Annotated in this window: 19 protein-coding genes; 18 read left to right on the top strand and 1 reads right to left on the bottom strand. The window is 62.0% G+C overall.

Annotated elements, in window-relative coordinates; all coding sequences use genetic code 11:
• Positions 1–11: 11 nt before the first annotated feature.
• Genes AMA01_RS02205 through fabZ form a run of 3 tightly spaced genes read left to right on the top strand, consistent with a single transcriptional unit; the run spans position 12 to position 1,825 of the window.
• The gene (locus AMA01_RS02205; RefSeq protein ID WP_067846612.1) at positions 12–800 is read left to right on the top strand and encodes a flagellar hook-basal body protein; all 789 of its coding nucleotides are present in this window, start codon (positions 12–14) and stop codon (positions 798–800) included.
• Positions 801–812: 12 nt separating this feature from the next.
• Complete coding sequence (gene pgsA, locus AMA01_RS02200) at positions 813–1,352, top strand: CDP-diacylglycerol--glycerol-3-phosphate 3-phosphatidyltransferase (protein ID WP_067846609.1); 540 nt, start codon at positions 813–815, stop codon at positions 1,350–1,352.
• A 26-nt stretch (positions 1,353–1,378) separates the two neighbouring features.
• Positions 1,379–1,825: a 3-hydroxyacyl-ACP dehydratase FabZ gene (gene fabZ / locus AMA01_RS02195; protein ID WP_067846606.1), complete on the top strand. Its 447-nt coding sequence runs from the start codon at positions 1,379–1,381 to the stop codon at positions 1,823–1,825.
• Between the two features lie 23 nt (positions 1,826–1,848).
• Here the strand turns inward: fabZ and AMA01_RS02190 are convergent, their stop codons facing one another.
• Positions 1,849–2,460, bottom strand: a complete 612-nt coding sequence (locus AMA01_RS02190) for an RNA polymerase sigma factor (RefSeq protein ID WP_067846603.1) — start codon at positions 2,458–2,460, stop codon at positions 1,849–1,851.
• A gap of 381 nt (positions 2,461–2,841) precedes the next feature.
• Between AMA01_RS02190 and AMA01_RS02185 the strand changes: the two genes are divergently transcribed.
• From AMA01_RS02185 to AMA01_RS02115, 15 genes are all read left to right on the top strand, one after another.
• Positions 2,842–3,312 carry a CtsR family transcriptional regulator gene (locus tag AMA01_RS02185; protein ID WP_067846600.1) on the top strand — a complete coding sequence of 157 codons (471 nt, stop codon included), beginning with the start codon at positions 2,842–2,844 and terminating at the stop codon, positions 3,310–3,312.
• 16 nt (positions 3,313–3,328) lie between these two features.
• Positions 3,329–3,850, top strand: a complete 522-nt coding sequence (locus AMA01_RS02180; protein WP_067846597.1) for a UvrB/UvrC motif-containing protein — start codon at positions 3,329–3,331, stop codon at positions 3,848–3,850.
• Positions 3,851–3,862: 12 nt separating this feature from the next.
• Positions 3,863–4,942 carry a protein arginine kinase gene (locus AMA01_RS02175; protein WP_067846595.1) on the top strand — a complete coding sequence of 360 codons (1,080 nt, stop codon included), beginning with the start codon at positions 3,863–3,865 and terminating at the stop codon, positions 4,940–4,942.
• Positions 4,939–7,377: an ATP-dependent Clp protease ATP-binding subunit gene (locus AMA01_RS02170; protein ID WP_067846592.1), complete on the top strand. Its 2,439-nt coding sequence runs from the start codon at positions 4,939–4,941 to the stop codon at positions 7,375–7,377. Before AMA01_RS02175 ends, AMA01_RS02170 begins: the two co-directional genes overlap by 4 nt.
• A 189-nt stretch (positions 7,378–7,566) precedes the next feature.
• Complete coding sequence (radA, locus tag AMA01_RS02165; protein ID WP_067846589.1) at positions 7,567–8,913, top strand: DNA repair protein RadA; 1,347 nt, start codon at positions 7,567–7,569, stop codon at positions 8,911–8,913.
• A gap of 9 nt (positions 8,914–8,922) precedes the next feature.
• Entirely contained in the window at positions 8,923–10,002 is a 1,080-nt protein-coding gene (gene disA, locus AMA01_RS02160) for a DNA integrity scanning diadenylate cyclase DisA (protein ID WP_067846586.1), read from the top strand.
• Between the two features lie 21 nt (positions 10,003–10,023).
• Positions 10,024–10,752 carry a CDP-diacylglycerol--serine O-phosphatidyltransferase gene (pssA, locus tag AMA01_RS02155; protein ID WP_067846584.1) on the top strand — a complete coding sequence of 243 codons (729 nt, stop codon included), beginning with the start codon at positions 10,024–10,026 and terminating at the stop codon, positions 10,750–10,752.
• A gap of 191 nt (positions 10,753–10,943) precedes the next feature.
• Entirely contained in the window at positions 10,944–12,035 is a 1,092-nt protein-coding gene (locus AMA01_RS02150; RefSeq protein WP_067846581.1) for a PIN/TRAM domain-containing protein, read from the top strand.
• Positions 12,036–12,143: 108 nt separating this feature from the next.
• On the top strand, positions 12,144–12,875 hold the full coding sequence (locus AMA01_RS02145; protein WP_067846899.1) for an IspD/TarI family cytidylyltransferase: 732 nt from the start codon (positions 12,144–12,146) through the stop codon (positions 12,873–12,875).
• On the top strand, positions 12,853–13,347 hold the full coding sequence (gene ispF / locus AMA01_RS02140; protein WP_067846578.1) for a 2-C-methyl-D-erythritol 2,4-cyclodiphosphate synthase: 495 nt from the start codon (positions 12,853–12,855) through the stop codon (positions 13,345–13,347). The genes AMA01_RS02145 and ispF overlap by 23 nt, the downstream gene beginning before the upstream one ends.
• Positions 13,344–14,828 carry a glutamate--tRNA ligase gene (gene gltX, locus AMA01_RS02135; RefSeq protein WP_067846575.1) on the top strand — a complete coding sequence of 495 codons (1,485 nt, stop codon included), beginning with the start codon at positions 13,344–13,346 and terminating at the stop codon, positions 14,826–14,828. Before ispF ends, gltX begins: the two co-directional genes overlap by 4 nt.
• A 7-nt stretch (positions 14,829–14,835) precedes the next feature.
• Positions 14,836–16,260, top strand: a complete 1,425-nt coding sequence (gene cysS / locus AMA01_RS02130; protein ID WP_067846572.1) for a cysteine--tRNA ligase — start codon at positions 14,836–14,838, stop codon at positions 16,258–16,260.
• Positions 16,257–16,670 (top strand): Mini-ribonuclease 3, encoded by a 414-nt coding sequence (locus AMA01_RS02125; RefSeq protein ID WP_067846569.1) that lies wholly within the window; start codon positions 16,257–16,259, stop codon positions 16,668–16,670. The genes cysS and AMA01_RS02125 overlap by 4 nt, the downstream gene beginning before the upstream one ends.
• Positions 16,667–17,434, top strand: coding sequence for a 23S rRNA (guanosine(2251)-2'-O)-methyltransferase RlmB (gene rlmB, locus AMA01_RS02120; RefSeq protein ID WP_067846566.1), 768 nt, complete (start codon positions 16,667–16,669; stop codon positions 17,432–17,434). Before AMA01_RS02125 ends, rlmB begins: the two co-directional genes overlap by 4 nt.
• The gene (locus AMA01_RS02115) at positions 17,409–17,951 is read left to right on the top strand and encodes a YacP-like NYN domain-containing protein (protein WP_067846563.1); all 543 of its coding nucleotides are present in this window, start codon (positions 17,409–17,411) and stop codon (positions 17,949–17,951) included. The genes rlmB and AMA01_RS02115 overlap by 26 nt, the downstream gene beginning before the upstream one ends.
• Positions 17,952–18,053 lie beyond the last annotated feature (102 nt).

Raw genomic sequence — 18,053 nt, 5'->3', positions numbered from 1 at the left:
GAGGCGGGCACATGGGCCAGATGATATGGAATGGGCTGTCCGGCATGCAGGCGGCCAACGCTTGGATAGATCAAATCGCGGACAACCTGGCGAACTTGGAGACACCAGGGTATGCGGCCGAGCAGGGGACGTTCGCCGACCTGCTTACAATGCAGGTCTACGGCAACGCGACAGACCCTGCTGCAGCCAATCGGGCGACGCCTCCCGGCTGGCGCGGGGGGACGGGCGTCGCGCGCACGGGTGAAGAGCGGGATTTCAGCCAGGGTACCGTAGTGCAGACGGGCATCCCGACTCACCTTGCCATCGAGGGCCCCGGATTTTTCACCGTCCAGACGCCCTCGGGCCGCATGTACACCCGGGCGGGCAACTTCATCTGGAGCCGGCGCGCCGATGGTTCGTTCGTGCTCGCGACCCAAGCGGGCGATCCCGTCCTCTCCACCAACGGTCAGCCCATCGTCAAGCCGGCAGACGCACCGTCCATGACCGTCGCGCCGGACGGCACCATCCAATTCGGGCGTGGACGGACTGCGAAACTCGCATTGGTGGAAATCGGGGAGCCGTCCAGCCATCTCATTCCGGAAGGCAACGGTCTGTATCAGCTGGCTGCGGGCGGCGTGGCGGTACCAGCGCGCAACTCGTCTGTCATTCAAGGGGCCGTGAACGCGTCCAATGCGGACGAGAGCACCGACATGGCTCAGCTCGTCGCCGCGCAGGATTTCTATGAAGAAAACGCGCAGGCCGTCTCCATGGCGAATCAGTTGCTCGGGTTGGCAGACACCATCCGGACGTCGGGAGGTTGAGGAGGCGATTGCGTGAACCTGCCCAATCTGTTGACGCTCTTGCGTCTGCTTTTGATTCCCTGCTATCTATGGGCATTTTATGGCGTGGAAAGTCCGCACAAGATTTTGGCCTTATCCGTCTTGTTGTTCGCAGGTCTTACCGACGTCCTGGATGGTTACTTGGCTCGAACGTACAAGCTCGAAACGTACACCGGGCAGTTGCTTGACCCTCTGGCGGACAAGCTCATGATTGTGTCAGTCTTGTTCACTCTGCTCGCGTCTGGACGCCTTCCCTGGCTGGTGGCCGCTCTCCTCGTCTTCCGCGACGTCGCGATGATCGCGGGTGCGGCGTTCTTTTACTTTCAAGGCAAACGTGCCGTCCCAAAGGCGAACGGGTGGGGAAAGGTCACGACGTGCTTCTACTACGTCGGCATTTCGCTCTGCATCCTGGCGTGGCCCACGCCTGAGGCGGGCGAGATGGTCCTCTGGTTCACCGTGGGGCTGTCTTACGTTACGACTGTGATTTACGTTCGAAGCATGAAAATCATTCCCGTGCGGCGCCGCGTGTATTGAGGCGTCCCATCTAGTGGAGGTCCTTGATGGAACAGAAGCTTCCGCTCGGTATCGATGAGATTCAACGGATTTTACCCCATCGCTACCCGTTTCTCCTGGTCGATCGCGTCACGGAGATCGACGGCGGCCGCGCGGTGGGCTACAAGCTCGTGACCGCGAATGAGCCGCACTTTCAAGGGCACTTTCCCGCTTATCCCATCATGCCCGGCGTGCTCATCATCGAGGCGATGGCGCAGCTCGGAGGCGTCGCCATCTTGGCCGATCCGGCCTACCGCGGCAAGCGCCCGCTGCTCGCTGGAGTGGACGGCGCGCGTTTCCGGGGTGAGGTGAGGCCCGGAGATCGGCTGGACATGGAGGTCGTGATCGACCGTATGAAGGGCCGCATGGGGCGAGGAATGGGAAAGGCGCATGTGGACGGCAAGCTGGTGGCGGAAGCCACCATCCTGTTTGCCATCGCGGACGGCGAGGCCTGATACGGCCTCGCCATTTTCATTGCTCACAGGTCGTTTGGCGACAGCCCTGCGCTCAGGGCTTGCTGCCGCATCTTGTGAACGGCGCGCATGCGCCACGTGCGGATGGTTGCTGGGCTCACGCCAAGGCGCTCTGCCAGCTGGTTCGTTTCCAGCCCGGCGAGTTCCATCGTGAGCCACGCAGCTTCCCGTGGAGACAGTTTCGCTTCGCGCGCCAGGCACAAAAGTGTCAGGCGCTGATCCACGCGGTCAAATGGATCCTCTCCCGGCGGGTTGCCCGGACCTTGGCGCTTCAGCTGTTGGTCCCAATCTTCGTTTCCCTCTTCGTCTGATGCTTTCGCAAACGCGGTCCGTTCTTGCGCCAACCACATTTTCCGCATGGCGGTGCGGGTATCGCCATACACTCGACTTGCGGCGTACGCCGGAAACGGCGCAGAGTCCGGACGATGAGTGGCAATGGCGTGCAGAAACGCGGCGCACGCCTCCTGATAAGCCTCGTCGTAGCCTGCGACGCGCGCATAGCGCTTGGCGGCGCCTCGCAGCAGAGGGCGAAACATTTCGAAGAGCGCGTGCAGACAGACGTCATCCCCAGCGCGAGCGTGAATGACCATATCGTGCAACACCGACAGCGGAAGCATGAACCTTTCCCTCGCTCCGGCGGGCCGGCCCGCGAATTTTGCATGCGAGGGAAGCGTAAACCCTCTCAAGCGGTCGATCCCGTCCCGGATCCGCGCAAGACACCGTACGGGACTTGGCGGGCGGTTCACCGGAGTCGCTTGTTGCGTCGACGCCTCCTTCGAAGCAATGCATGTCTCTTCCGAAGCGGTGGGCCTGTGAAGGAGACCTTGTGGCAAGAGGCGGAGCGCGCGCAGATTCCGTTGGATTTTTGTGCACACTAGAACCAAACCCCTCTTGCATTTCCCGCAGGCAGGTGTATAATAAGGTCAAGAAAAGTCAAAGTCAAAATATCAAAGTCGAATGGAACCTCAGAGGACGGTGCTGCGTTAGGGGTTGTCATCATGGCGAGCAACATCTCCGACATCATTGAGGCCTATCTGAAACGACTCATGGAGGAGAGCGGGCTGGACGTGATCGAGATTCAGCGCAATGACCTGGCCGAGCAGTTTCACTGCGTCCCGTCTCAGATCAACTACGTCATCAGCACGCGCTTCACAACGGATCACGGCTACATCGTCGAGTCGAAGCGCGGCGGCGGCGGTTACATCCGCATTCGGCGCGTCAAGCTCGATAAGGAGCATTTGCTGTGGGACGTGCTGAGATCGCTTGGGGACGAGGTGAGCCAGTCTGCCAGCGAGGCGCTGATTGAACGCCTGCACCGCGATGGATGGCTGACGGATCGCGAAGCCATGTTGATTTCCGCCATGTTGCGGCGGGAGGTGCTGGCACTGGATCTGCCGTATCGGGACCGGCTGCGGGCGAAGCTGCTGACGAGTGCGCTCCAGGCGTTGGCGGCGCACCGAAAACCGTGAAAGCGAGGTGGGACCGATGCTTTGCGAGCGCTGCCACGAGCGACCGGCGACGGTCCACGTGACGAAAATCATCAATGGTGTGCAAACGGCTTATCACCTGTGTGAGGTATGTGCCAAAGAGCAGGGCGACGTGTTCCCAAACCCGTTTTTGATGGGAAGCCCGTTCGATTTCAACAAGCTCTTGAGCGGGCTCTTAAACATGGAGTCGTCCTCAGGGTTCGCGCCCGTCACGACGCAGGTTCAGACGAGGTGCGGAACGTGCGGGATGACGTACAACCAGTTCACGCAGATCGGCAGGTTCGGCTGTCCGGACTGTTACGACGCGTTCTCGGCACGGCTTGAGCCTCTCTTGCGGCGCATCCAGAATGGTCTGCGTCACACCGGAAAAGTCCCAGGCTCGGCGGGCGAACGCCAACAGGTGGCCCGGAAACTTGAACAACTCCGCCGGGAACTTCAGCAGGCCGTGGCGCAGGAACAGTTCGAGCGCGCGGCGCAACTGCGCGACGAAATCCGCAAACTGGAACAGGGCGCGCAGTGAGGAGGTGTGCAGATGTCCCTCGCAGACTTCGTCAAGCGTACCATTAGCAAATGGATGAAAGAAACGGGACCCGAAGACGACATCGTGCTGACGAGCCGGATTCGCATTGCCCGGAACCTGAAAGGCTTTCCTTTTCCCACGTTGGCGACTGACGCGCACGCCAACGAGGTCATGGAGCTCGTGCGGCAGGCAGCCGAGAACGACGCCATGAAGCAACTCGGCAGGTTTGAGTTCATTCGCTGCCGTGATCTCTCGCCACTCGATCGCCAGATGTTCGTCGAAAAGCACCTGATCAGTCCCGATCTCGCGCAGCAGGAAAAGCAAGGAGCCCTCGTCCTGCGTGACGACGAGGCCGTGAGCATCATGGTCAATGAGGAGGACCACCTGCGCATTCAGTGCATTCTCCCGGGGCTTCGGCTCCAGGAAGCCTGGAACGTCGCGAGTCAGGTGGACGACGCCCTCGAGCAGACCTTGACCTACGCGTATCACGATCAGTACGGTTACCTGACGGCCTGTCCGACAAACGTCGGAACCGGTATTCGGGCATCGGTCATGATGCACCTGCCGGGTCTCGCGCTCACCGGCGGAATTCAGAGGCTGCTCACGGCCGTGTCCCAGGTCGGGCTGGCGGTGCGCGGCATCTACGGCGAAGGCTCGGATTCGTTCGGGAACCTGTACCAGGTATCGAACCAAATCACGCTGGGCGAGAGCGAAGAAGAGATCATCGCGAATCTCATGAGCGTCGTCCAGCAGATCATCGAGCAGGAGCGGAACGCGCGCAAACTCCTGATGGAACGCAATCGCGTCCAACTTGAGGACCGCGTCAGCCGATCGTTTGGCATCCTGGCGTACGCGCGCAGGATGGATTCGAAGGAGACGCTGGAGCGCCTGTCGGATGTGCGGCTCGGCATCGATCTCGGCATTATTCAGGGCGTGTCCTCGAGCATCCTTAAGGAACTGATGGTGTTGACGCAGCCAGCCTGTCTGCAAAAATACTACAATCGCGAGTTGAGCCCCAACGAGCGCGACGTGCGGCGCGCGCAGTTGATTCGAGATCGGCTGAGAATGAGTGATACGGAGGTGCATGGATGATGTACGCGCGGTTCACGGAGAGAGCGCAAAAGGTGTTGGCGTTGGCGCAAGAAGAGGCCTCGCGCCTGAATCACCCGGGTGTGGGCACGGAGCATATTCTGCTTGGCCTGATCCGCGAAGGAGAAGGGATTGCAGCGAAAGCCCTGCAGATGCTCGGCGTACAGGCGGACAAGGTGCAGCAGGAGATTGAGCGGATGGTGGGCCGCGGGCAGACCCCGGTCACGGCCATGACCTACACGCCGAGGGCGAAAAAGGTCATTGAGCTGTCCATCGACGAAGCCCGGAAGCTCGGTCATTCGTACGTGGGAACGGAGCATTTGCTGCTCGGTCTGATTCGCGAAGGCGAAGGTGTTGCGGCGCGCGTGCTCGCCAACATGAACGTGAATCTGAACAAGGCGCGCCAGCAGGTGCTGCAGCTGTTGGGCGGCGACGCCATGGATATGGCGGGCGACAAGGACGCTTCCGTCGGCACGCCGACGCTGGACAGCCTGGCGCGCGATCTGACGCAGATGGCGCGCGACGGCAAGCTCGATCCCGTCATCGGGCGCGAGAAGGAAATTGAGCGCGTGATTCAGGTCTTGTCGCGGCGCACGAAGAACAATCCGGTGCTCATCGGCGAACCCGGCGTCGGGAAGACCGCCATCGCCGAAGGGCTGGCGCAGCGGATTGTGACCGGGGATGTGCCGGAGACGCTGCGCAACAAGCGCGTGATGGTGCTCGACATGGGCACGGTGGTCGCCGGTACCAAGTACCGCGGTGAATTCGAGGATCGGCTGAAGAAGATCATGGACGAAATCCGCCAGGCCGGCAACGTCATCCTGTTCATCGATGAGTTGCACACGCTCATCGGCGCAGGCGGCGCGGAGGGCGCCATCGACGCATCCAACATCCTCAAGCCGGCTCTTGCGCGGGGCGAGCTGCAGTGCATCGGTGCGACCACGCTTGACGAATACCGCAAGCACATCGAGAAGGATCCAGCGCTCGAGCGGCGCTTCCAACCCATCACGGTCGACGAGCCGTCGCCGGAGGAGGCGCTGGAGATCCTCAAGGGCTTGCGGGATCGGTACGAAGCGCATCACCGCGTCAAGATCACGGACGAGGCGCTCGATGCCGCGGTGAAGCTGTCGGATCGATATATCTCGGATCGATTTTTGCCGGATAAGGCCATTGACCTAATTGACGAGGCTGCTTCGCGCGTTCGGCTGCGCACGCACACGGCTCCGCCGAACCTCAAGGAGCTGGAACAGAAGCTGGAGAAGGTGCGCAGCGAAAAAGACGCCGCCGTGCAGAGCCAGGAGTTCGAGTTGGCGGCCAACCTGCGCGACGAGGAGCAGAAAATCAAAGAGGAGCTCGAACACCTGAAGGAGACGTGGCAGAAGACGCAGCAGCTGGACGACGTGCGCGTGACGGCCGAGGACATCGCCCACATCGTGTCGTCGTGGACGGGAATTCCGGTGCAGCAGCTCCAGCAGGACGAGTCTGAGCGGCTGCTCAGCCTGGAGAAGATCCTGCACGAGCGGGTCATTGGGCAGGACGAGGCAGTCGAGGCCGTGGCCAAGGCCATTCGCCGGGCGCGCGCTGGCCTGAAGGATCCCAAGCGGCCCATTGGCTCGTTCATCTTCCTCGGGCCGACGGGCGTCGGCAAGACGGAACTCGCGCGTGCGCTGGCTGAAGCACTGTTTGGCGATGAAGACGCGCTCATCCGCATTGATATGTCAGAGTACATGGAGCGCCACTCGACGTCGCGGCTCGTCGGATCGCCGCCGGGGTACGTCGGGTATGAGGAAGGCGGTCAGTTGACCGAGAAGGTGCGACGGAAGCCGTATTCGGTGGTGCTTTTGGACGAGATCGAAAAGGCGCATCCGGAAGTGTTCAACATCCTGCTGCAGGTGCTGGACGACGGCCGCCTCACGGACGGCAAGGGCCGCACGGTCGACTTCCGCAACACGGTGATCATCATGACGTCGAACGTGGGTGCCGAGGAGTTGCGCAGGGGCGGTGCGCTCGGTTTCAAGCGGGAAGAGGATAAGTACCTGGGCATGAAGGATAAGGTGATGGACGAACTGAAGCGCACCTTCCGACCCGAGTTCCTCAACCGCATCGACGAGATCATCGTGTTCCACCCGCTGGATGAGACGCATATCGAGCGGATCGTGGACAAGATGGTGGACAATCTGAAGCACCGCCTGAAGGAGCAAGAGATCGAGTTCGAGCTCACGGACGAGGCGAAGAAATTCCTCGCGAAGGTCGGTTTCGATCCGCAGTACGGCGCGCGGCCGCTGCAGCGGGCCATTGTCCGCAACGTCGAGGATCTCCTCTCGTCGGCGCTCATCGCGGGCGAGATCAAGAAGGGCGATCGCGTCCTGCTCGGCGTGGACGGCGACAAGTTGCGGATCGAAAAGGTGAACGAGCAGCCGGTCGGCGCGGGGGCGTGATCGCAGAAACAACTGCACAGAGCGTCAAGGGGGCAGGGCTGAGCGTGCGTGCACGTCGGCGCTGCCCCTGTGTGTTGCGCGCTGTTGGGGTTTATCACACCCCTTCCCGCAGAAATTTCGCGTCTGGCATGGACGTACGCGGAGAGTTCTGTATCATGTTGATGAGGAGTTGGAAGGCGGCGAGGCGGATTGCCGAAGGTCAAGACGCGATACGTGTGCCAGATGTGTGGCCACGTCGAAGTGAAGTGGATGGGGCGCTGTCCCGCCTGCGGCGAGTGGAACACGCTGGTGGAGGAAGAGGTGGCGCCGAGCGGCCGGTTCGCGCCATCGAAGGCGCGGGTGTCGCCCAAGCCCATCGCATCCATCCCGGCTCAGGCGGAGAATCGGTTGAGCACGGGCCTGTCCGAGTGTGACTTCGTGCTCGGGGGAGGCGTTGTGCCTGGGTCGCTCGTGCTCATTGGCGGAGATCCCGGCATTGGAAAGTCGACGCTGTTGCTGCAGGTCTCGCACGCCATCGCGAAGAACGGGCACCGCGTGCTCTACATTTCGGGCGAGGAGAGCGCGACGCAGATTCGCCTGCGGGCCGAACGCCTCGGCACCGTGCACGGCGAGCTATACGTGCTCGCGGAGACCGATCTCGACGCAGCCCTGGAAGCGGCGGTGGAACTGAAGCCTCAATTCCTGATTGTCGACTCCATCCAGACAGTGTTTCGCCCGGGCCTCGCCTCCGCGCCCGGAAGCGTGGCGCAGGTTCGGGAATGCACGGGACTGCTTTTGCGTGTGGCCAAGGCGGAGAGCATGGCCACTTTCATTGTCGGACACGTGACGAAGGACGGGGCCATTGCGGGGCCGCGCATGCTCGAGCACATGGTCGACGCCGTCTTATACTTCGAGGGCGATCGCCATCATATGTATAGAGTGCTGCGCGCCGTCAAAAATCGGTTTGGTTCGACCAACGAGTTGGCGGTCTTTGAAATGAGGGACGACGGGTTGCGCGAGATCTCCAATCCGTCCGAACTGTTTCTGTCCGAGCGCCGCGAGATTGCCCCTGGCTCGGCGGTGGTGTGCGCCATGGAAGGGCGGCGCCCGCTTCTGCTCGAGGTGCAGGCGCTGGTGGCGTCCACGTCGTTCGGCACGCCGCGGCGCATGACGACAGGTGCGGACCTGCAGCGCATGAACATGCTCCTGGCGGTACTGGAGCGGAGGCTCGGCATGCAACTCGGCTCGTGTGACGCATACGTGAACATCGCGGGCGGGGTCCGCGTGGAGGAGCCAGCGGCCGATCTCGGCATTGCCCTCGCACTTGTGGCGAGCCATCGGGATCGCCCCTTGCGGCAAGGTGTGTACATCGGGGAAGTGGGCCTCACGGCAGAGGTGCGCGCGGTGACGCGGCTCACCGAACGCATTCGCGAGGCGCGCAAACTTGGGTTCCAGCGTTGTATGGTTCCGGCGGGGCAGGCCGTGCCCGAGACCATGCCCGGCATGGAGATTGTCCAGGTCCGCTCCGTGCAGGACGCGATCGATCAAGCCTTTTGAGGTGACATTGTGAAGGACGACGCCAAGCGGGAAGCTGCCATCAACAAAATCCTGCGCATGGTTGCGCCAGGAACGGTTCTCCGAGAAGGAATTGAGAACATCCTCCGCGCGAAGACGGGCGGGCTCATCGTCGTCGGCGCAACGGAAACGGTGCTCTCGATGATGGACGGTGGGTTTGCCATCCAGTGCGATCTGACGCCGTCCCATCTGTACGAACTTGCGAAGATGGACGGCGCCATCATCATCAGTGAGGACGCGAAGAAGGTCCATTACGCCAACACAACGCTGAACCCGGACCACACCATCCCGACTTCTGAGACGGGGACGCGGCATCGCACCGCGGAACGCGTGGCCCGCCAAAGCGGCCAGTTGGTCATCTGCATCTCGCAGCGCCGAAACGTGATCACGCTATACCAAGGCAATTTGAAATACGTGCTGCGCGACATCAGCGTGATTTTGGCAAAGGCGAACCAGGCGCTGCAGACGCTTGAGAAGTACAAAACCGTGTTGGAGCAGGAGCTCACCGATCTCAGCACGCTGGAATTCGAGGAGGCGGTGACGCTGGAGGACGTCACGCGCGTTCTGCAGCGGTTCGAAACTGTGCTGCGCGTGACCAACGAGATCCGCCGCTATATCATTGAGCTCGGCAACGAGGGACGTCTGGTCAGCATGCAGCTGGAAGAGCTCGTATCGGACGTCGACGAGCAGGCGTATCTGCTCATCAAGGACTTCGTCCATCCCGAGTGTCCCCACACGCCGCATCAGATCATGTCGCAGATTCACAATCTGTCCTCGGAGGAACTGCTGGATGGCGCGCTCCTGGCCCGCTTTCTGGGCTATCCACCGGGCGTGAACCAGCTTGAGGAGAGCGTACCGTCGCGGGGTTATCGCATTTTGAACAAGATCAGCCGTTTGCCGCAGCCCGTGATCGAAAACCTCGTCGAGCATTTCGGCGTTCTGTCGAGCATTCTCAAGGCGTCGATGGCGGACCTGGATAAAGTGGAGGGCGTTGGTCCAGTTCGGGCTCGTATGATTCAGACCGGACTCGGACGCATTCAAGAGCAAGTGTTGATCGATCGCCAGATTTGAGCCGCCCGGGAGGCGTGAGGTTTGTACATTCGATGGATTCCCAACGCACTGACGTCCCTGAACCTCGTCGCTGGGCTAGGTTCCATGCTGGTCCTGCAGACGGGGCGCGTGGGTATCAGTGCGCTTTTCGTCGTCTTCGGCATGATCATCGACGGCTTGGACGGTCGAGTGGCGAGGTGGCTTCGGGTAGAAAGCGAATTCGGGCGGATCCTCGACTCGCTGTCCGATATCGTGACGTTCGGGGTCGCCCCGGCGATGATCATGTATCACGAGGTGCTGCGGCATCTCGGGGTCCTGGGCGATCTCGTCGCCATCCTGTTTCCTCTGTGCGGTGCCCTTCGGCTGGCGCGGTTTCACACGCAGCGCGGACCCGCGGATACTTTCATCGGACTTCCCATCACGGCCGCTGGTGGGGTGGAGGCCACGCTCGCCCTGACCAAGTCTGCATTCGAGCCGGCGGCGGTCTTCCTGTCCGCAGCCACCGTGCTCCTGTCGCTCTTGATGGTGAGCTCCATCCCGTATCCCAATTTCAAGCGACTGTCTTATCCGAAGTCCATGTTGGTGCTGGTGCCGCTCATGGCCTTGTTGATCGCCTGCCTCTTGCGCTTTCAGATCGTCGGCACGGACGTCTTGATTTTTGCCGTTCTCGGGCTGTACGCCGCATACGGGATGATTCATGCCATTCGCTCCTCCATTCTCGGCCGGAAGCACGGCAACGGCGACGTGGCGCACGGAACGAAAAAGTCATGAGGTACCCGACAGATGCGGACCGCGGTGTCTCTTTACGCAAAACCTGAAACATGTTACACTGAACACGACTCACCAATTTTTGCAAAAGGATGAGCAGTTCTCTTTTGCGCTCGAAATTCCAGGTGTTTTGGAAGTGCGTCGGTTAGGATGGGATAGAAGACGTGCATACTAGTCACAGGAGGTGACGTCGGGTGATGAAGAAGGTCGTGCACCTGTTTTTCGTGGTAGTCGGTGTCTTGTTAGGTTATCAGCTTTGTCCGGACTTATTCCTTGATGTTTTTCATCTGCACCGTTCATTTGTGACCACCAATTGGTTTGGTGCCGCCGTGGGCGGCGCGCTGTTTTTGGTGGCGACCGTGTCTCTCGCAGGGTATGTGTCCGCTTTGTTGCGATGGCTTGAGGAGCGGCTGAAAAACGCTCCCCTTGCCGATATCTTGGGCGGAACCATCGGCATGGTCATTGGACTCGTCGTCGCATATCTGTTCTCGCCTGAAATTCGCGCAATTCCGCTGGTGGGCGTCGCGGTGGAATTTTTCGTGGCGGTCTTTTTCGCGTATCTTGGCCTGCGCATCGGGTTCACAAAGCGCGAGGAACTGTGGAGCCTATTTGCGGGCCGCCTCTCGCGTGACCGCGACCGTTCCGAAGGCAAGGAGAAGAAGGCAGGGCTGCGCCCCGGGGACGCGAAGCTCCTGGATACCTCTGTCATCATCGATGGCCGGATCGCGGACCTCGTGGAGACGGGATTTCTCGACGGAACGCTCGTCATCCCTTCCTTCGTCCTGGCCGAGCTCCAGCACATCGCGGATTCTTCTGATGCGCTGAAGCGCAACCGCGGGCGCCGGGGGCTCGACATCCTGAATCGCATTCAGAAGGAATCCAAGGTCCAGGTACAAATCGTCGAGACGGACTTCGAGGACATCCAGGAAGTCGATGCAAAGCTCGTCCGGCTCGCCAAACAAATGCGGGGCAAGGTCGTGACGAATGACTTCAACCTGAACAAAATCTGTGAGCTGCAGGGCGTGCAGGTCTTGAACATCAATGACCTCGCCAACGCACTCAAGCCCGTGGTTCTGCCGGGTGAAGAACTGCAGGTGCACGTAATTAAGGACGGCAAGGAGCACAACCAAGGTGTGGCCTACCTCGACGATGGCACCATGATCGTCATTGAGGGCGGGCGAGAGTACATTGGCGGCAAGATCACCGTGTTGGTGACGAGCGTCCTGCAAACGTCCGCGGGGCGAATGATTTTCGCCAAGCCAAAGCTGCTTGAAAAGGCGCTGTGATTCGCGCAGCGCGCGTGCGCGTGCGTAGCACAGGCGGTCGAGGGCGAGGGCGTGAAACGCGTCCTCGGCCTTGCCGTGCTTTCGGGAGTTGGAGAAAGGGGAACGGGGATGTGGGTGGCCATCGTGGTGGCGGCCGGTGAGGGCCGCCGCATGGGTTTCAAGAAGCAGTTTCTCGATCTCGCCGGGCGTTCGATGTGGCTTCGCTCGGCCGAGGCGATGATAGGCGGAGGCGCGGACGAGATCGTCGTGGTGGCGTCCTCGGCGGACGTGGAACGCATGCGCGGAGAAGCGCAGGAGGCCGGGCGCGATGTCCATTTTGTGGAGGGCGGTGAGACGCGTCACGCGTCCGTGGTGTCGGGTGTCAAGCGCGCATTGGAATTGATGGCGAGCCGAGGGGCTTCACCGCGCCAGACCGCCTTCGCCATCCACGATGCGGCTCGCCCGTTCGTGGCCGAGGAAGATGTGCGGCGCGTGTTTGAGGCTGCTCTGCAGGCGGGGGGCGCGGTCTTAGGCTCACCGTGTCGCGATACCGTGAAGCGGGTCGATGGCGGATGGGTGCGGGAGACCGTGCCGCGGGACGGGCTGTTTCTCGCGGAGACGCCGCAGGCCATTCGGGCCGATCTCGCGCCGAAAGTGTATCTCGAGCGACGTTATTCCGCGGACGAGTCCCCCACGGACGACAGTGGGGCGATGGAGGCGGTGGGCGTGCCGGTTTTCGCCGTGGCCTCGACGGCCTTCAACGGCAAAGTCACCACGCCGGCCGATCTCGACTATGCGCGCTGGCTTGCGCGCGAACGGTGGGGGAGGGCTGAAGGGTATGCGCATCGGACTCGGGTATGATGTGCACCGGATTGTGGAAGGCAGGCCGCTTGTGCTAGGCGGCGTGCGCATCGATGCCCCGTTTGGGCTCCTCGGCCATTCCGACGCGGATGTCGTCGCGCACGCCATCATGGACGCGCTGCTTGGCAGCTTGGGCCTCGGCGACATCGGGCAGCACTTTCCGCCGGACGACGACCGGTTTGAGGGGGCGGACAGCCTGTCCCTGATGCGCGAGGTACTCGCCATGGTCGAGCGCGAGGGGTATCGCGTGGGCAATGTCGACGTGATGGTCATCGCAGAGCGACCCAAGTTGTTGCCGCACGTGCCCGCGATGAGGAGGCGCCTTGCTGAGGTGCTTCAGGTTCGCGAGCGAGACGTGTCCATCAAGGCCACGACGAACGAGAAGATGGGTTTCATCGGGCGAGGCGAGGGCATTGCCGCCCAGGCTGTGGCCTTGCTCCTCCCGTTCGCGGAGAGGGGGCGGATGTTGTGACTGTCCGCGTGCGATTCGCCCCTAGTCCGACCGGTCATCTTCATATCGGAGGTGTGCGCACGGCGCTGTTCAATTTCCTCTACGCGCGCCACACCGGGGGGCAATTCATCCTGAGGCTCGAGGACACGGACGTGGAGAGAAACATCCCCGGCGCGGAGCGGGCGTTCGCGGAAGCGTTCCGCTGGCTCGGCCTTGCGTGGGACGAGGGTTTCGACGTCGGCGGACCGTACGGGCCATATCGGTGCAGCGAACGAACATCTGTGTACCGGAGCCATGCGGAGAAACTGCTCGAATCGGGGATGGCGTACGCGTGCTTCTGCTTGCAGGGCGAGACGGGGGAAGTTCGCCGCGAGGAGGACGACGACGATGGCCCGAGTGCGGGCGCGAGCGGCTGCGCCGGATCCTGTTTGTCGCTCGATCCGGCGGAGGCTTGGAAGCGCATGAAGGCCAGCGAGCCGCACGCCATCCGGTTTCGCGCGCCGTCTGGCCCGCCCGTCGTGGTGCGGGATATCGTCCGGGGCGAGATCGCCTTTGAGCGAGAGGATCTGAGGGACTTCGTCATCATCAAGCGGGACGGCATGCCCACGTACAACTTTCAGGTGGCCGTCGACGATCACCTCATGGCCATCACGCACGTGATCCGAGGCGAGGAGCACTTGTCCAACACGCCTCGCCAACTACTCATCTACGAGGCGTTTGGCTGGAAGCCGCCGCAATTCGCGCACCTGCCGATTGTCCTGGATGAGTCGCGCAAAAAGTTGTCGAAGCGAGATCCGAACGTTCTGCCGGTGTCGGCGTATCGCGAGCAGGGCTATGTCCCGCAGGCCATCGTGAACTTTTTGGCGCTCCTCGGTTGGTCACCCGGGGATGAAGAGGAGATCTTTGACCTGGACGAGCTTTGCGCGCGGTTCGATCTCGACCGCGTGGGACGCGCCGGTGCAGTGTTTGACGTCGCCAAGTTTCGCTGGATGGCCAATCAGTACTTCAGGGCGCTTGATCCCAAGGATGCGGTTCGCCTCATTCGAGAACAGGCGCTGCACCTGGATTATCAGTTCCCGCCGTACGTGGACGACGAGTGGTTGGAGCGAGCCGTGGCGCTCGTCGAGGATGGCCTCGCCTGCGCGAGAGATTTCTTCAGCGCCGCCAGGGTGTGGCTTGAGCCCGAAGTGGCGTACGATGAAGAAGCGCGCGCGCTGCTTGCGACCGAGGGGGCTCTTCGCGTCGTGCAGGCGTATCTGTCGGCGACCGAGCAAGACCCAGCCTGGGACGAGGTGACCAATCGGGCCCGCTTGCAGGCGGTGGGACGATCGCTTGGCGTGAAGGGGCGAGATCTGTTCATGCCCGTGCGTGCCGCGTTGACCGGCCACACGCACGGCCCCGATCTGCAGAAGTCGATGGCGCTTCTGCCGAAAGAGATGGCGGTGGCGCGTATGCGCTGCGCCCTTGCGCTTGCACAAGCGCCAGAGCATCAGGGGAGGTGAGGGTGGCGTGGGGATTGTCCTGTACAACAGCCTGACGAGCAAAAAGGAGCCGCTTCAGACGCTCGAACCCGGCAAAGTGCGGTTTTACGCGTGCGGCCCGACGGTCTATCACTACTTTCACCTCGGGAACGCGCGCATGTTCGTCGTCTTCGACACCATTCGCCGTTATCTCGAGTATCGAGGCTACGATGTGCGATTCGTGCAAAATTTCACCGACATTGACGATCGCATCATTCAACGCGCGCAGGAGCTTGGCATCAGCCCGCGCGAACTCGCCGAGGAAAATATCCGCTATTACTTCGAGGACGCAGGCAAGTTGTTCGTTCGGCGTGCCACTGTGCATCCCAGGGTCACCGAATGCGTCGACGATATCATTCGCTTCGTCCAGGATTTGATAAATCGCGGCCACGCCTACGAGCGAAACGGCAGCGTCTATTTTGACACGTCTTCCTTCCCGGAGTACGGGAAGCTCTCACATCAGTCGCCGGACGACATGCGAGCAGGCTATCGCATCGAAGTTCAGGATGAAAAGGACGATCCGGCCGATTTTGCACTCTGGAAGGCGGCGAAGCCTGGCGAGGAGTGGTGGTCGAGCCCGTGGGGGCCTGGGCGTCCAGGTTGGCATATCGAATGCTCCGTCATGAATTACCTGTACCTCGGTGAGCAAATCGACATCCACGCGGGCGGGCGCGATCTCGTCTTTCCTCATCACGAGAACGAGATCGCCCAGAGCGAGGCACATTCGGGCAAGACGTTCGCGCGGTATTGGTTGCACAACGGGACACTGAACATCAATGGCGAGAAGATGTCCAAGTCCACAGGCAACTTCATCATGACGCGAGATCTTCTCGAGCGCCGGGACCCGAGGGCCGTGCGCTTCTTCCTCCTGTCCGCGCACTATCGGAACCCGCTGAATTACACCGAGGAGGCGCTGGACCAGGCGGAGCAGGCGCTGGCGCGGATCGACCGCTTGATTCGGGACTTGGAACACCGCGCGGAGGCGCTGGCGTCGCTGCGCGGCGCGCTCGATCGCGCGGAGCATGAACCGTCTACCGAGGGGCGATCCGACGTGGATCAGATCCGCAGCGCCTTCATCCAGGCGATGGACGACGACTTCAACACGGCGGACGGGATGGCGGCCATCTTCGACGGCGTGCGCTTGGTCAACACGCGCTTGGAAGAGGGCGGCTTGAGCGTCGGCGACCTCCTCTTGTACCGCGACCTGTTCGTCGAACTGCTCGACGTCCTTGGTATTCCGAAGAAGGAAGAGGAGCGGCTGGAAGACGAGATCGAGCGACTCATCGCGGAGCGCGCCGAAGCCCGGAAGCGGCGCGACTTCGCGCGGGCGGACGAGATTCGTGACAAGCTTCGGCATCGAGGCATCGTCCTTGAAGATACCCCGTACGGCACGCGCTGGAGCTACGAATCATGAAGCGGAACTGGCGGGTGGAGGACGTCTCACCGCTCGCGCTCGCGTTTTTGGGTGACGCGGTGTGGGAGATCTATGCGCGCAACCACTGCCTAAATCTCGGCATCCTCCGCCCGCACGATCTGCAGCGCCAGGCGACACGCTACGTCTCCGCCGCTTCACAGGCCGAGGCGCTTCGGCTGCTGGAGCCCATGCTGACGGACGCCGAGCGAGACGTGATTCGCCGAGGGCGCAATCAGAAGTCGGCCCACACGCGCCGGAATGTCGATGTCGTGGTCTACCGGCTCGCGACCGGTTTCGAGGCGCTGGTGGGCTACCTGTACGCCACGGGCGAGCGGGAGAGGCTTGACGAAATTGCCGCTCGTGCGCTCGCGGCGCTGGATGCGCAAAATGACGAAACAGGGGAGCCATGAACATGTCGATGAGAGACGGCGTGCGGCGCCGAACGGCACAAACCGAAGAAGCGGCCGATCTCGTCAAAGGCCGCCACGCCGTGCTGGCGGCGCTCGAGAGCGAACGGCCTGTGAACAAGGTGTGGGTGGCGGAAGGCGCTTCTGGCATGGACGCCATTGTGGCGAAGGCGAGGGCGCGCGGGGCGGTGGTGCAGTTTGTGCCTCGAAATCGGCTCGACGAGATGGCGGGTGCGCACCAGGGCGTCATTGCGCAGGTGGCCCCGTATGCGTACGTCGATCTCGACGACGTGTTTCAGCGCGATACCGGCGTTGCCCCGCTTGTGGTGGTGCTCGACGAGATCGCCGATCCACACAACTTTGGGGCGATTTTGCGCACGGCGGAGGCATCGGGGGCGCAGGGCGTCATTATCGGCAAGCGCAGGCAGGCGCAGGTGACCGACGTCGTGGCGAAAGCGGCGGCAGGCGCGCTCGAGACGATGCCCGTGGCGCGTGTGGCGAATATCGCGCAGGCACTGCAGCGGCTGAAGCAAGCGGGGTATTGGATTGTCGGCGCCGACGTGGAGGCCAAGGTGCCCTATACCGAGGTCGATTACCGGGGGCCCACGGCTATCGTCATCGGCTCCGAGGGCCAAGGGATGCGCCGGTGGGTTCGCGAGCAGTGTGACTTTCTCGTCTCCATCCCAATTCTGGGTCGAGTGCAGAGTCTAAACGCCTCGGTCGCGGCGGGGGTCCTGCTGTATGAAGCGGTCCGCCAGCGGGCGTAAGGGGCGTTCAGCGCGCCTCGTGATTGTCGATGGGTACAATGTCATCGCGAGGCGCGCGGGCCGAAGCCTGGCGCAGATTGAGGATCTGGAGGAGGCGCGCCGCGAGATCGAGGACCTGTTGAGCCAGTACCGCGCGATGTACGGTGAGGACGTGATCGTCGTGTATGATGCGCACCGCAGGTCGGGGCCGGGGCACGAGGAGGAGCAGGCGGGCGTGCGCATCGTCTTCACGGAGTCGGGGGAGACGGCGGACGCGCGAATTGAGCGGCTAGTGTACGAACTGCGGGACGAATACCGGGAGATCACGGTGGCCACGTCGGATGCGGCCGAGCAGCAGGTGGCGCTCGGCGGTGGCGCGTTGCGCATCTCCGCGAACGAGCTTTTGGTGCGGCTGGACAGGATGAGAGAGGATATTGATCGCGAAACGCGGCGGCACACGACGGGCGAGCGACGCACGCTGCGCGATGCGCTCACGGATGACTTGGCGAATCAGCTCGAACGATGGCGACGGCGATAGGTGCAATGTGTCGAAAATGGCGTCCTGACGCCTATTTTGCTGTCTGAACGCAATTGATCCTCTCAAATGCCATCATGTATAATGGCGTCATTCACGAGGCTC

This window comes from Alicyclobacillus mali NBRC 102425 (genome assembly GCF_001570745.1).
GTDB lineage: Bacteria > Bacillota > Bacilli > Alicyclobacillales > Alicyclobacillaceae > Alicyclobacillus > Alicyclobacillus mali.
The sequence above is the reverse complement of the archived record's forward strand: the minus strand, read 5'-3'. Positions and strand labels throughout refer to the sequence as shown.

Bases quoted from the DNA above. Each gene is read 5' to 3' on its own strand.
- AMA01_RS02115 (WP_067846563.1), top strand. From the start codon at position 17,409: ATGAAGCGGTCCGCCAGCGGGCGTAAGGGGCGTTCAGCGCGCCTCGTG.
- AMA01_RS02170 (WP_067846592.1), top strand. From the start codon at position 4,939: ATGATGTACGCGCGGTTCACGGAGAGAGCGCAAAAGGTGTTGGCGTTG.
- fabZ (WP_067846606.1), top strand. From the start codon at position 1,379: ATGGAACAGAAGCTTCCGCTCGGTATCGATGAGATTCAACGGATTTTA.
- AMA01_RS02185 (WP_067846600.1), top strand. From the start codon at position 2,842: ATGGCGAGCAACATCTCCGACATCATTGAGGCCTATCTGAAACGACTC.
- rlmB (WP_067846566.1), top strand. From the start codon at position 16,667: ATGAACATGTCGATGAGAGACGGCGTGCGGCGCCGAACGGCACAAACC.
- AMA01_RS02180 (WP_067846597.1), top strand. From the start codon at position 3,329: ATGCTTTGCGAGCGCTGCCACGAGCGACCGGCGACGGTCCACGTGACG.
- AMA01_RS02190 (WP_067846603.1), bottom strand. From the start codon at position 2,460: ATGCTTCCGCTGTCGGTGTTGCACGATATGGTCATTCACGCTCGCGCT.
- AMA01_RS02205 (WP_067846612.1), top strand. From the start codon at position 12: ATGGGCCAGATGATATGGAATGGGCTGTCCGGCATGCAGGCGGCCAAC.
- AMA01_RS02175 (WP_067846595.1), top strand. From the start codon at position 3,863: ATGTCCCTCGCAGACTTCGTCAAGCGTACCATTAGCAAATGGATGAAA.
- AMA01_RS02125 (WP_067846569.1), top strand. From the start codon at position 16,257: ATGAAGCGGAACTGGCGGGTGGAGGACGTCTCACCGCTCGCGCTCGCG.
- ispF (WP_067846578.1), top strand. From the start codon at position 12,853: ATGCGCATCGGACTCGGGTATGATGTGCACCGGATTGTGGAAGGCAGG.
- AMA01_RS02145 (WP_067846899.1), top strand. From the start codon at position 12,144: ATGTGGGTGGCCATCGTGGTGGCGGCCGGTGAGGGCCGCCGCATGGGT.